This window comes from Mycobacterium sp. BMJ-28, from assembly GCF_054404835.1.
Map to the genome: position 1 here is coordinate 3,067,910 of NZ_CM136783.1, position 12,755 is coordinate 3,080,664.

Genomic DNA, 12,755 nt, shown 5'->3' on the forward strand with positions numbered 1-12,755 from the left:
CGCCAGAAGCGGCAGGGGAGCGGCTCTGCGTGCGTGCGGCCTCCGGCCACTGCAAGTCTGGGTGCCCAGACGTGCGAGCCGAGGCCTTCGCGGCCTATGCGCAACCCGCTACTGCAGGGTCGCGTAGATTCTCTGAGAACAATCCGAGCACCCAACGCAGCATGCAACGAAGGTCATCATGTCCGAGGATCAGAACACAGACGTTCCACCGAATCACCTCTCCATCGATCCACACAGCCCGTTCTATAGCGAAGAGGTGTTTCAACGCGACGTGGGTATTCGCTTCAATGGTGTCGAGAAAACCAATGTTCACGAATACAACGTGGCCGAGGGCTGGGTGCGTGTTGAAGTCCCTACCGCGAAGGATCGCCGCGGAAACCCTATGGTCGTCAAGCTCAGTGGCACGGTCGAACCTTATTTCCGCTGAGCAAAATAGCGGTCGCCGCTGAACTTCTGGCGCGGCCGTCAACCGGGCGCTGGCGGCGATCTCTCGTCCGGGCAAGGAATGCCGGGGCAAGGAATATCGTGCGATGGAAATGATCAAGTACGGGACATTCTGTGCGGCCGTCACCGCGTTGGCAACTGCGTGCGGAGGGGGCGTCTCGCACGACGCCGCGCCTCCTGGCCAACCGGTCGCGCCCGTTGCCCCGAGTGAATCCGCATCGAGGTGCTCGTCGGCGACGGCAGATGTTCTGAAGTCGGCCGCGCAACGCGATGACTGGGACGTCTACAAGGTGCTGTGCTCCGGCGATTGGGCGAAGGTCCTGATTCACACGAGGGCCACCAACGCGAATCCGCCCAGCATCGCGCTGTTCCACTACGACGAGGGCGGTTGGCGCGTAGTGCAATACGGCAGCGGGTTCGATTGCACCAACGAGGGCGTACCACCGTCGATCGCCGCCGAACTCGAATGCTAGTCCTGAGGCTTCGGCGGAGTTTTTCGATTGGGTGGAGCCAGCGTGTACACCACCTTCCAGCGGGACAAATTCAAGTGTGCCTTCGGCCCTATGACGCTGCGCTCCTTGATCGACGGAGAAGAACGGCACTCCGGTTTGGGCTGCCACGAGTAGTTTCTGTTGACTAGAACCCACCCCGTCGCGACTGGCCGGGTCTTCAACCGCCGTCATCAATTGCGCGTCCGTTTTCGACCCTGGGCCTGAAAGGGCCGACTCTTATCGGGTTCTTTGCGCGCCGACATCGGCGACGATCTCGGCCACGTGTAAGACCCGAGTGGCTGGCGCAGGAAGTACGACCTGAAATTGGAGTAGTCGACTACTGCATGCGTGCAATCGCCAACGCGTCACGATGCCAACGAGCCCTCATTCCAGCACTGGTCGAGGGTGTACAGATCCGCAGCAGATAGGAGCGAGAAGACATGGCACAGAAGCTGTACGCATCGTGGGTCCATGGCAATGCGGCGTTTGCGGAAGACCCCGCAGTCACCGTCCTGCGCCAAGGCTTCGGCGCGACATTCAACATTCCCGTCCCAGATGAGCTCGGTGTAGTGGAGTTCCACTGGATCCACATCCCGATACCAACACCGGTGATCATGGGGGACAGCGGCAGGCTAAAGTTAGTCAAGGTGCTCTATCAGGTGAATGTGGCCGACGATCTCACCCTGACCGGGATACATGTCTTTGACGGCAAAACGTTGGTCAGGCATGAAGATTCAATGGATGTATCGGGCGATCACACTGACAGACCTCTAGAGTTCACCGGCTGGAATCGCGACCTCACACATGTAATGGGGTTCGGGCTGGGTGTGACGCTCAAGGTCCGCACACCGGTGCGCAGTACGGTGGCTGGCCAAAACGCACCTCGGCACTTTTTCATCGCGGGCGCCGGAGCTGACTTCGTAACTCAGTAGGTCTGCAAGGAGAAGGTTTCCGGCGCCATCTGAGCACGAAATCAGGTGTCAAGCGTCGGAGTCACATCCCATCTCGCGGCGAGCATGCGCGGCGGCGTCGCCGCACCTCGGCAAGGGGACTGACGATGATTCATCAGATGCAACGCGCTCTGGGTTACTTGACATAATGTGGCTTATCGGTACAAAAACTCAGCTGGTCACCGCGTAAAGCGCACTGATGGCCAGTTTGTCCGATCCGGAACATGGTGAGAGTGATCCGCGAAAACGCGAGAGCTGTCTGGATTCGCTCCGATTTCCGGAACTATCGGACACTGTCATTGTCCCAGCCCGGCCGGGGTCCTGAACGCGCGTTGCCGTCGGCGCGGTTGCATTAGCCGCCGAATCCACGTTTACCTGAGAGTGCCGGACGCGCGCCGACCGCGCGTCCGTAGGCGTCCGGAACTATCTGACAGTGCCGGACTCGCGTCAGCGTTGCCGTGGCGAGAATGCGCCTCGATGCGGTGGCCGGCCATCAATGGGACAATCACATCATGGTGTTCTCCAGGCCGAGGGATCAGCGATGGTTCTGGACCGCGCGGTGGCAGCAACGTGAGCGTGAAGTCGACGCCCACGTCGCCGTCGGTGTTGTCTACGTGCACGTCGACGGCGACGCCCTTCTCGGGCACCTAGACAGTCTCGACGTCGACACCCCCTTGCCTCATGGCATTACGTCACTGTGACGTAATACCATGAGGCAAGGGGGTGACTCCTCAAGGGGTCTCGCGGGGTCAAGAGTGCGAATCGCCCTCCCACGCGGCGATTTCCGTGCGTGGAAGCGGATCATCGAACGTGTCGGCAATGGCGATGCTCGGTAGGTGTCCGAACCTACGCGAAGACTTCGGTGCCGACTCCACGTCGGGTGGCGTCGGCTCGTCCCACGCCTTGGCCATCAATGCGGCATCGCGCAGGTCCCGACAGTTTTCAGCCGCCCTGCGCAGATCTTCCACCGTCATGTGTTGCGGCGTATCCGCGGGCGTGTCGCCGCCGCCCGTCGACGACGCCTGCTGCTCACTCATGGGTTCAGCCTCGCCTCTCGTGCTCGGATCCCGAATGCGGTCGCTGGTCACGAGCGTAAGACGTCATGCGGTCGATTCGTCACTGTGACGCTTCCCCCCTTCTGTGACACGCGAGAAGCGCTGCCTAACAACGAAATCCTAGTATTATATGGATAAGATTGATTATCCATCTTTTGTGTGCGACTGTCGAGGTGTGTCCAAACGCTCCGGCCCCGCTCCGTCCCTGGCTTGCAAGGACCTGCGCTCCGAAACGGCGGAGCGTGCTCCGTTCCCCGAGTGGTTCAATCAGTTCCTCGACGACCGCCAGACGCGGAAGCCTTCGGCGCACACCATGAAGGCCTACCGTCAGGACTTCATTGCAATCGCGACGCTTGTCACCGGCGGTGACCCTGCCCGCGCCGCAGTAGCTGACATAACGAAGGGGTCGATGCGCACCGCCTTTGCCGCCTATGCTCGGGATCACGAAGCCGCGTCGATTCGCCGCTGTTGGTCCACCTGGAATGTGTTGTGCACCTTCCTCTATACCGGCGAGCAGCTGGCGGCCAACCCGATGCAACTCGTCGGCCGGCCCAAGCTCGCCAAACCACTTCCCAAGGCTCTCCCCCGCGCCGCGGTGGAAGCTTTGTTGGAGAGCCTTTCGCAAGACCTGGGTTCAAGACGCCAAACTGACTGGGCCGAGCGAGATCTCGCACTCATTCTCACCGCGCTACTGGCAGGCCTTCGCGCCGACGAGCTCCGCCAGGCCGATATTGGCGATGTCCGCACTACCGACGACGGCGCCGCGGTCATCCACGTCAAAGGTAAAGGCGGTAAGGATCGGAGCGTGCCGATCGAGGCTGAACTATTGTCGGTGATCGAGGCTTATCTCGACAGCCGCGCAATCCGGTTTCCTGGCTCCCATAAGCGCGAGGTCGCTGGCGCGGCCTTATCGCGATGGCCCGCGCGATTTCCCCTTTTTGTCGGTCGGGATGGCGAACGCATCACCCGCGGCACATTGCAATCAAGAATCAAGCGGGCTTTCAAGCACGCCGGACCGGACGCCCAACCGGTTCCCGGTGCACTGGTGCACGGGCTTCGCCATACCTACGCAACCGAGCTTGCTGGGTCAGATGTCAGCGTCTACACCTTGATGAAGCTGCTCGGGCACGAATCCATGACGACCTCGCAGAGATACGTGACTGCTGCAGGCACCGAGACTCGCGCCGCCGCGGCGCGAAATCCACTGTACGGGTTAGTCCCCCACACTGGCTTCGCTCAAGACGATCTCTGATCTGTGTCCAGTCGCTGGACCAATCAGCACAGCTTGGCCCCGCATCCCGTTGCACGCTCATTGCCCAGCTCGGCACATCGTCGCGAGCCCTGCACCGGAGCATTCATGCGCGCCGCGGCAAGGCTTCTCGAGGGACGCCGCGCAACGACACGCCCGGCGTCGCGATGCTGAGCATCCTGGCCGTCGAGCCGGTCTCGCCGCGCCGTGGTTTGGGACTCTGGCCAGGGACGGCGAGGTATTCTCCTTCCAGGGCGGGACGATCGCCGACACTCTCCATGTCGTCCGCCTGGCCGAGGCCGGCAAGATCCGCAATGACGGCGAGCACTAACCGCTTTCCGCGGTCGAAGACGCCTGTGCCGCGCTTCGCGACGGGAAGCTGAGCGGGCGAGCGATCATCGTGCCGTAGCCGCCCGCCGGTTCCTCGATCAGTGCGGACATGGGGCGCCGGACCAATGCCGGAGACGCTGGCTGGCTTTCATTCGCACGTAGGTCCGCGACACGGAGTCATCAGCAACCAGAACTGTTGCTAGACAGGACTTTCAGCCTGCGATGGTCGCAACCTTGGCCACCTGCCCTCGACGACTGTGGCGGGCCAACGCTACTCCTTGCAGTGTCGAACACCCCGGCCGTCGATCAGCGTGCGCCGGGGTGCTCCCGCACTTTTGCTTGACAGGGACCACATTGGGTGATTGGGTGACCCAATGGAGCCTTTGAGGCGGTCGGCGTGGGCACGGTCGACGTAGCACCTGCCCCTAGCGCCGGGGGGCAGGTGCCATCGGGCACGGTCGACGTGGCAATCATTGGCGGCGGATCCATCGGGAGCGCCACCGCTTGGCACCTGCTCGAGTCGGCTCCCGAAATGTCCGTTGTCGTCATCGAGCCGGACCCCAGCTATCACCTCGCGGCCACGTCCGTCGCCAGTGGAGGTGTGCGGCAGCTGTTCAGTCGCCCCGAGAACGTGCGTCTGTCGCAATACACCCATGAGGTGATCGAGGCCTGGGACGGCTGGCCCGCCGGGCGCGACGTGGCAGGAGCCGACGTTGCACCCGCGACAGGATGGCGGCCGAACGGATATCTATTCATCGCCGCACACACCAGCGCCAGCTCCCGGCAACTCGAGACTGACTACGCTCAGCAGCGGGCCTTGGGTGTGGACGCGATGTGGTTGGAGCCCAACCAGATCCATGACCGGTACCCGCACCTACGGGTTGACGACCTCGGCCCGGGAATTCTGTCCCCACGCGATGGCTGGCTGGATCCGCACGCCTTTCTGCATGGCATGCGGGCACGCGCACGACACCTCGGCGCATCCTTCGTCACCGACAAAGTGGTCGGCTTCGAGGTGCGCGGCCAGCATGTTGAAGCGCTACAGCTGGAATCAGGTGAGCGGCTACGGGCGACAGCCGTGGTCAATACCGCTGGTGTGTGGGGCCCTGCGTTGTCCGGCCAACTCGGCCTGCAACTGCCGGTGGAACCGATGCGCCGTTTCGACCACTACGTCGAGACCCCAGCAGACTTCACCGGATATCCCTTCATCAAGGATCCGTCCGGGCTCGCAGTCCGCCCTGAAGGAGCCGGGCTGACCGCGGCACTCGTGGACTTCTCCCACCCAGGCGGACACGACCTGTCCATTGACCCCACGTACTTCGAGTCGGTGGTATGGCCGGCCCTCGTGCAGCGCTTCCCGGTGCTCGACGCATTGAAACCGGTGTCCACCTGGGCCGGGCTCTACGACCAGAACCGGTTCGACGGCAACATGATCATCGATCGTTGGACCGGACACCTGGACAACTTCTACTTCGCCACCGGCTTCTCCGGACATGGCCTGATGCACGCGCCCGGTGTGGGGCGGGCCTTGACTGAACTGATCGTCCACGGCAAATACCGCAGCATCGATCTGTCCCGCTTCGGGCTCGACCGGATCCTCACCGGCACCCCCTACGCCGAACTCGCCATCCGCTAAACCAAGCCAACTCGTCGAGGAGACAGTCATGCCCGACCTGCAGAGGCCCAACCTGCATGATCTCGTCGTGTCGCGGCTCCTACAGATCATCGCCACGTCCGGGATCGAACCGGGCCAGGCGCTGCCCCGTGAGCGTGTGCTCGCCGAGCAACTGGGGGTAAGTCGCAGCGTGCTGCGACAGGGCTTCGCCGTGTTGGAGGACCGCGGCCTGATAACCACGCGGCGCGGGTCGGGCCGATTTCTACGGCAGACGGCCCTCACCAACGGCACACCCTCGCCGAGTGCCTTGGAGGTCGCGTCTATAATCGACGTCCTCGAAGCGCGCCGCATCGTCGAGGAACAAGTGGCCGTGCTCGCCTGCGAACGGCGAACGGCCGAGGAAGCCCGCGACCTGGCCCGCTTGGCAGAAACCCTGAACACGTGGGATGACAACCTCGCCTTCCATGTCGCGGTAGCCGCCGCCAGTCACAACTTCATGCTCGAGCGCCTGGTTCGTCAGCAAGCCGAACTGTCCGGCCAACTCGGCCAACGCAACCGGTACGACGACCCCGCCGAGCTGGAACACATGCGCGACGAGCACCGCGCCATAGCCGAAGCGGTGGTGGCCCGGGACGCCGACACCGCAATGCGACGAGTCCGCACACATCTCTCCCGAACCGCCCACGTGGTCGTTGACGACAAGGACAAAGCCGCAGCCGACGAGATCCTCCACAGCTAACACTCATCGAAAAGGAATCGACCATGCCCAATATTCGGGTGCGCATCGCCGCTGCCATCACACTCGCGCTCGCGTTGCCCCTAGCCGCCACGGCCTGCGGTGGCGGCGGCCAGGAGAGCGGCAAAGTGGTGATCGGGACGAAGTTCGACGAACCCGGTATCGCTTTGAAGAACCCGGACGGAACGATGAGCGGCTTTGACATCGACGTCGCCACCTATGTGGCCAAACAGCTCGGATACGCCCCCGAGGACATCGAATGGAAGGAAGCGCCCACGCCGCAGCGCGAGACCCTGATCCAGAACGACCAGGTCGACTTCATCGTCGCCACCTACTCGATCACCGACGCCCGCAAGCAGAAGGTTGACTTCGCAGGACCGTACTTCGTCGCCGGGCAGAGCCTGCTAGTGCTCGCGGACAACACCGACATCACCGGTCCGGAGTCGCTGCAGGACAACAAGAAACTGTGCTCGGTGGCCGGCTCTACACCCGCGCAGAACATCAAGGACAAGTACCACGGCGTACAGCTGCAGCAGTACGACACCTACTCGGCATGCATCGAAGCGCTCAAGAACGGCGCCATCGACGCCATCACCACCGACGACGTGATCCTGGCAGGCTTCGCGGCACAGACTCCCGGCACGTTCAAGATCGTCGGCGAGCCCTTCTCGCAGGAGAAGCACGGGATCGGCGTGAAGAAGGGCGACAGCGAGCTACGCAACAAGATCAACGACGCGATCGAGAAGATGGAGAAGGACGGCGCCTGGAAGACTGCGTTCGACAAGAACCTCGGCCCATCGGGATACCCCGCTCCCCAACCCCCACAGATCGACCGCTACTGAGCCGTCCGCCTTGTCAGTAGTAAGGGGTTAGCGCTGTTTGGTGGTGACTTGTGCGGTCGGTGAGTGGATGCGGTGGCAGTGTTGTCGTTTAGTGGGGTGGTCCGCCGGGGTTCTGGTTGGGTATGTCGGTGATGGGCAGGTTGGGTGCTGGTTTGGGTGAGGGGGTCGGGGGTAGGACCGGGATTTCGTCGAGTGCGATGTCGTGCAGCACATTTGCGGCCGGCCCGTTGACCCGTGTGCCGTAGCTGCTGCCTGGTGTTCGGGTACCGAGTAGGTGGCTGACGGTCACCATGTGGTAGCCGTTGGCGATCAGTACGGGCAGGAATTGGTAGACGAGGTCGACGGTGCTGGAGTAGGTATCGTGCAGCAGCACGACCGAGCCGGGTTTGATTTGAGTCATCATCATCCAGCGGGTGGCACCGGTGTCGGCGTCGTTGATCCAGTCGAATGGGATGACATCCCAGTTGATGTCGGCCAGGCCTTGTCGTTTGGCTTCGGCCAGCACCGCATCGTTGATCAGGCCGCCTGCGGTGCGTAACAGTGCCGGCGCCTCACCGGTCGCGGCGGCGATGGCGTCGGTGCCCTTGGATAGTTGAGCAGCGATGGCCTCGGTCGGGACGGTGGACATGTTGGCGTGTTCCCAAGTGTGATTGCCGATCTCCATCCCAGCCGCGGCGATTCGGCGGGCAGCTGCGGGGTCGGCGGCCACTTTGTTGCCGACCAGGAAGAAGGTTGCTTTGGCGCCGCGGTCAGTCAGGACGCCTAGGAGTCGGTCGGTAAATGGTGTGGGTCCGTCGTCGAATGTCAGGGCCACGCATTTGTTTACGTGGCAGTCGATGTGGTCGGCGTCTTGTGCCCGGCGGTACTGGAGTGCCCACACCATCAGCGCCCCGACACTGATGAGGACGATCAGTACCGCTGCTGCCGACCAGATGTTGCGTCGGGTCAACGGTCGTCGTGGGCTCATGTTTTGGCGTAGTTCAGGGTGGTCATCATGCCGGCTTCTTGGTGATAGGCGTTGTGGCAGTGCAGCATCCACTCGCCAGGATTGTCCGCGACGAGCGCGACGGTCAGCCTCTGCTTGGGTAGCACAATGACCGTATCTTTGCGCGGGCCGCGGCTGCCGTCGGCGGGCCCAACCTGGAAGGTATGGCCGTGCAGGTGCATCGGATGCCACATGGTGGTCGAGTTGGTGAAGGTGAGGGTGGCCCGCTGCCCCTGGTGGACGGTCAGGGCCTCTCGGTCCGTGAATGAGCGCCCATTGATGCCCCAGTCATATTTCATCATCGATCCGGTGAGCTCCGCGGTCAGTGCCACATCGGGCTTCGAGGCAGTATCGAGGCCGACGGCGGCAGCAGCGGTGAAATCGGCCACGGTCCCGACGTGATGGTTCATCTCCGCCGGGCGGAACGCCGGGTCCGGGGCGGTTCCGGCGCCGGTCGACAGCAGGGCGCGGGCCAGGCCGTTCTTGCCCTCGGGGATGGCGACCAGCGGGAACACGCCGTCACCTGCTTTGACGAGGACGTCGTAGCGCTCGCCCATGCCGAGCAGCAGCGCATCGACGTCCATCGGGTCGACGGCGAAACCGTCGGTGTGGGTGACGGTCATGCGGTGTCCGGCCAGCGCGAACCGGAATGCGGTGTCGGCGCCGGCGTTGATAATCCGCAGCCGGATGCGCTGACCGGGTTTGGCGTTGAAAACTGTTGGTGCGGCCGGTATACGGCCGTTGATCAGGTAGTACGGGTAGGTGACGTCGCCGGCATCGCCGCCTAGCAGCGCACTGGTGGTCATTGGCATGTCGGGCGTCGCGCCGCCGCCCATGCCGGGCATATCACCCATGTTCCCCTGGTCATGTCCACCCGTGCCCGGCATGCCGGGCATGTCGTGGCCGCCCGATCCGGACATGGCACGCAGCTTGTCGTAGATCTGCTGCGGAGACTTGCTGACACCGTCGGTCCAGTCATCAAGAACGACAATCCATTCGGCGTCGTAGGCGCCCCGGTCGGCCGGGTCGTCGATGATCACCGGTAGGTACAGGCCGTAGTCGGCGTCCAGGCCGGTGTGCGGGTGGGCCCAGTAGGTGCCCGGGTGCGAGGCGGTGAACCGGTAGGTGAAGTCAGTGCCCGGTGTGATGTTGGGGGTCGCCGGGGCGGCGCCGTCCATGTCGTTGCGCAGGGCGATGCCGTGCCAGTGCAAGGAGGTGTCGTGGTCGAGCCGGTTGGACAAGGTGACCGCGAGTTCGTCGCCCACTGACGCGCGGATCACCGGGCCGGGCAGCTGATCGCCGTAGGCAAATGTCCGGGCCGTGATGCCGCCCAGGTCCAGGGTGGCCGGCTGCGGCGTCAAGGTGGCGGTGACGGTGCGGCCCGAGTGCGTGCGGGCGGCCTCGGCTGCGGCGATCGCGGTGCGGTCAGCCGTCGGCGCGGTCGTCGACGCGGCCGGGGTGGAGCGGCTGCACGCGGCGGTGGCCGCCCCGGCGACAGCGACCGCGCTGAGAAAGGCGCGCCGGGTGAGCGGGGTTGCTACTGGTGGGGTGGGCATCAAACGATCCTTCGTGACTGGGTCCCGACGCGTGCGGGGAAGCGGACGACCGGGGGTATCGCCTTCATGGTGTCGATCCTGGATCGGGGTCGGTGCCGTGATGGCGATGCGCATCGTGCGCATCGTGCCCGTGGTGGCCGTCACCGGCGGTGTCTGCGTGATGGCCCTGCTGCTGGCCTGCGCTGTCGCCGTGCTGGTGGGTCCTGTGACCGCTGTGGTCGGTGCCGGGGGTGCCGCCCATCATCGCGAGCATCCCCACCCCGCCGGTGCGGATGAACCGCCATACCAGCACCGCGGCGAGCGCGAGAAACGCCAGGTTGAGCCAGGTGGTGTAGTTCCACGAGATGCCTTCGTCGGGCATGTGTGCCATCTGCCGGTCGGGTATCAAACCGGTAGCGGCGAAAAGGATTTCGACGACATACCCGGCCAGGACCATCGCCAGGTAGAACGCGACGGTGATCATGATCGTCATCCGGATGCCGTAGTACTTCCGGTAGATGTTCAGGATCGGCAGGATCAGCAGATCAGCGAAGATGAACGCGATCACCCCGCCGAAGCTGATCCCGCCGCTCCACAGCACGACCGCGAGCGGGACGTTGCCGATCGAGCACACGAAGCTGACCACTGCCACGATCGGCCCGATGATCGGTCCCCACACTGCCGACAGCAGCGGATGCCCGTCGGCGAACAGGCCCTGCCAGAACGAGGCGGGCACCCACGCGCCGATCGCCCCGGCGATCAGCAGACCGGCCACCAGATCACGCCAGATCGCGGCCCACTCCATCACGAACACGTGCGCCACCGCGGTCAGGCCCCGCGCCGAGATGAGCCGGGACCAGAAGCTGCCCGGGCCGCTGATCGACATGTCCATGGCCGCGTGGCCTTCCATCGACCCTGTCAGCCCCTTGTCGGCCTGTCGTTCGGCATCCTGTAACAGATTGCGGCGCAGCATGATCCGGAACAGCAACGCGACCCCGACGATGATCACCGGCCCGCCGATAAACTCGGCCAGGGTGAACTGCCAGCCCATCAGCAGCGCCAGGATCACACCCAGTTCGATCACCAGATTGGTGGAGGCGATCTCGAACGCCATCGCCGCGGTGAACGTCGCACCTTTGCGGAACAGGATGCGCGCCAGTGCCACCGCCGCATACGAGCACGACGAGGACGCCACACCCAGGCCCGCGGCAATGGCCAAGGTGCGGGGCGAGTCGTGCCCGAGCAGGCCGACGATCGCGTCCCGGCGCACCACGGCCTGCACCACGCCGACAACGCGAACCCCAGGATCAGTGCCCAGAGGATTTCCCAGGTCATCGAACCGGCTAACGACAACGCATGCACGAGTCCAGACATCACAGCCCCCTGTCGCCGGTGGACGGCACCACCGCCACATTGATACCCCCATGGGGTATATCGGTCAAGGGTGGATGCACCGAAGGTGCGATCCCGGCGGGCACCTGCCTGCGACGCGGCGTGGTCACCGGATCAGACCCTGGTCATACCGACCAGGATGAACCCGGCCAGGACCAGCAGGGTGGCCATCGGGTAGCCGATCAGCAGGTCCTGGTAGCCCACGATCTGCAGTCGGCCCAGGTGCGTCACGCCATGTACCACGGCCATCACCGTCCCGGCCGCAACGAACAGCCAGCCGGCGAATCGGCGGCGTCGTTCCCGGCGGTAGGCGGGCGTGAACACCGACGCTCCAGCACTGCGGGGCCCACCGCTTCCGGGGGAAATTCGACGACCAGGGCTCATCGGACACCTTCCTCACCACAACGCCGTCACCGGCCACAACACTACGTACCGCATAGTACTATCAGACTTAGTAGACAGTGCAGGCGTTGATGGTCGCCGCCGGATCGGCCGCGACCATGACCATGACCATGACCATGACCATGACCAGAGTTGCTGAACCACGGGGCTTTTCAATACCCGCTCCCACCGGTGAACAATGTTCGTGCCGACACGTCGAGGGTGTCGGGGGTCGTCGCCACCGGCGGGAAGGGGTGTCGTGGCTGACATCGATTCGCCGCGCACGGGCATTCGAGAGTCCCGGCTGCGGGCGGCGCGATTCGGGCTCGCTTGGGCATGTCTCGCCGGCACGGCGCTGATCGGCATCTACACCCTGGTGTCCGCCAAACCTGCCTGGGCAGGTTTCTACACCTGCACCCGGGTGGTCGACCGCACGCTGCTGCTGCTGGGCTGGACGACGACAGCAGTGGCGGCCGGAGCCCTTGTCGCGGCGATACCGGCGCACCTCATGTGGGTCCGTCTGCCCGCTGGTGCCGGTACACCGTGCGCGCGCTGTTCATCGCCGGGGCGGTCGCGCTGGTGCTCGCCTATCAGATCACCCACTTCCCGTCGTTGCGCGCCGACATGACCACATGGGTCGCCGCGACCCCATCGACGTGGACCGCCAGTGGGGCCCTGTGGCTGACCGCGCTGGGTTCGCTGCTGTGCGGGTTGAACTTGGGTGCGCCGATGCGGCCACCCTGATCAGCG

The 12,755-nt window shown here is 64.1% G+C and carries 14 protein-coding genes and 1 pseudogene; 9 read left to right on the forward strand and 6 right to left on the reverse strand.

Translation table 11 applies throughout. The features are described from left to right. The first annotated feature begins 178 nt into the window (after nt 1-178). The 4 genes from ACXPWS_RS15255 to ACXPWS_RS15270 all read left to right on the forward strand — a co-directional run bounded on the left by ACXPWS_RS15255 (nt 179) and on the right by ACXPWS_RS15270 (nt 2,586). Entirely contained in the window at nt 179-427 is a 249-nt protein-coding gene (locus ACXPWS_RS15255) for a DUF3297 family protein (RefSeq protein ID WP_458713223.1), read from the forward strand. A 103-nt stretch (nt 428-530) separates the two neighbouring features. Beyond that, on the forward strand, nt 531-917 hold the full coding sequence (locus ACXPWS_RS15260; RefSeq protein ID WP_458713224.1) for a hypothetical protein: 387 nt from the start codon (nt 531-533) through the stop codon (nt 915-917). Nucleotides 918-1,375: 458 nt separating this feature from the next. Next, nucleotides 1,376-1,867: a DUF6623 family protein gene (locus tag ACXPWS_RS15265; RefSeq protein ID WP_458713225.1), complete on the forward strand. Its 492-nt coding sequence runs from the start codon at nt 1,376-1,378 to the stop codon at nt 1,865-1,867. Nucleotides 1,868-2,352: 485 nt separating this feature from the next. After that, nucleotides 2,353-2,586, forward strand: coding sequence for a hypothetical protein (locus ACXPWS_RS15270; protein ID WP_458713226.1), 234 nt, complete (start codon nt 2,353-2,355; stop codon nt 2,584-2,586). A 48-nt stretch (nt 2,587-2,634) separates the two neighbouring features. Here the strand turns inward: ACXPWS_RS15270 and ACXPWS_RS15275 are convergent, their stop codons facing one another. After that, nucleotides 2,635-2,922 carry a hypothetical protein gene (locus ACXPWS_RS15275; RefSeq protein WP_458713227.1) on the reverse strand — a complete coding sequence of 96 codons (288 nt, stop codon included), beginning with the start codon at nt 2,920-2,922 and terminating at the stop codon, nt 2,635-2,637. Between the two features lie 148 nt (nt 2,923-3,070). On the opposite strand from ACXPWS_RS15275, the gene ACXPWS_RS15280 reads away from it, so the two are divergent. Beyond that, nucleotides 3,071-4,192: a tyrosine-type recombinase/integrase gene (locus ACXPWS_RS15280; protein WP_458713228.1), complete on the forward strand. Its 1,122-nt coding sequence runs from the start codon at nt 3,071-3,073 to the stop codon at nt 4,190-4,192. A 103-nt stretch (nt 4,193-4,295) separates the two neighbouring features. On the opposite strand, the gene ACXPWS_RS15285 is transcribed toward ACXPWS_RS15280, so the two are convergent. Beyond that, nucleotides 4,296-4,517, reverse strand: coding sequence for a hypothetical protein (locus tag ACXPWS_RS15285; protein WP_458713229.1), 222 nt, complete (start codon nt 4,515-4,517; stop codon nt 4,296-4,298). A 465-nt stretch (nt 4,518-4,982) separates the two neighbouring features. Between ACXPWS_RS15285 and ACXPWS_RS15290 the strand changes: the two genes are divergently transcribed. Genes ACXPWS_RS15290 through ACXPWS_RS15300 form a run of 3 tightly spaced genes read left to right on the forward strand, consistent with a single transcriptional unit; the run spans nt 4,983 to nt 7,712 of the window. Continuing rightward, nucleotides 4,983-6,155, forward strand: a complete 1,173-nt coding sequence (locus tag ACXPWS_RS15290) for an NAD(P)/FAD-dependent oxidoreductase (protein WP_458713230.1) — start codon at nt 4,983-4,985, stop codon at nt 6,153-6,155. 28 nt (nt 6,156-6,183) lie between these two features. After that, nucleotides 6,184-6,873, forward strand: a complete 690-nt coding sequence (locus ACXPWS_RS15295; RefSeq protein WP_458713231.1) for a FadR/GntR family transcriptional regulator — start codon at nt 6,184-6,186, stop codon at nt 6,871-6,873. Nucleotides 6,874-6,896: 23 nt separating this feature from the next. Then, a complete protein-coding gene (locus ACXPWS_RS15300; RefSeq protein ID WP_458713232.1) occupies nt 6,897-7,712 on the forward strand; it encodes a glutamate ABC transporter substrate-binding protein in 816 nt (271 codons plus the stop codon). An 88-nt stretch (nt 7,713-7,800) separates the two neighbouring features. On the opposite strand, the gene ACXPWS_RS15305 is transcribed toward ACXPWS_RS15300, so the two are convergent. The 4 genes and pseudogenes from ACXPWS_RS15305 to ACXPWS_RS15320 form a co-directional block, all read right to left on the reverse strand. Beyond that, nucleotides 7,801-8,679: a polysaccharide deacetylase family protein gene (locus ACXPWS_RS15305; RefSeq protein ID WP_458713233.1), complete on the reverse strand. Its 879-nt coding sequence runs from the start codon at nt 8,677-8,679 to the stop codon at nt 7,801-7,803. Then, complete coding sequence (locus tag ACXPWS_RS15310) at nt 8,676-10,253, reverse strand: multicopper oxidase family protein (protein ID WP_458713234.1); 1,578 nt, start codon at nt 10,251-10,253, stop codon at nt 8,676-8,678. Before ACXPWS_RS15310 ends, ACXPWS_RS15305 begins: the two co-directional genes overlap by 4 nt. A gap of 196 nt (nt 10,254-10,449) precedes the next feature. After that, nucleotides 10,450-11,606: pseudogene (locus ACXPWS_RS15315) on the reverse strand (permease); the annotation flags it as partial. A gap of 132 nt (nt 11,607-11,738) precedes the next feature. Next, nucleotides 11,739-11,948: a hypothetical protein gene (locus ACXPWS_RS15320; RefSeq protein ID WP_458713235.1), complete on the reverse strand. Its 210-nt coding sequence runs from the start codon at nt 11,946-11,948 to the stop codon at nt 11,739-11,741. A 567-nt stretch (nt 11,949-12,515) separates the two neighbouring features. Between ACXPWS_RS15320 and ACXPWS_RS15325 the strand changes: the two genes are divergently transcribed. After that, entirely contained in the window at nt 12,516-12,749 is a 234-nt protein-coding gene (locus tag ACXPWS_RS15325) for a hypothetical protein (protein ID WP_458713236.1), read from the forward strand. Nucleotides 12,750-12,755 lie beyond the last annotated feature (6 nt).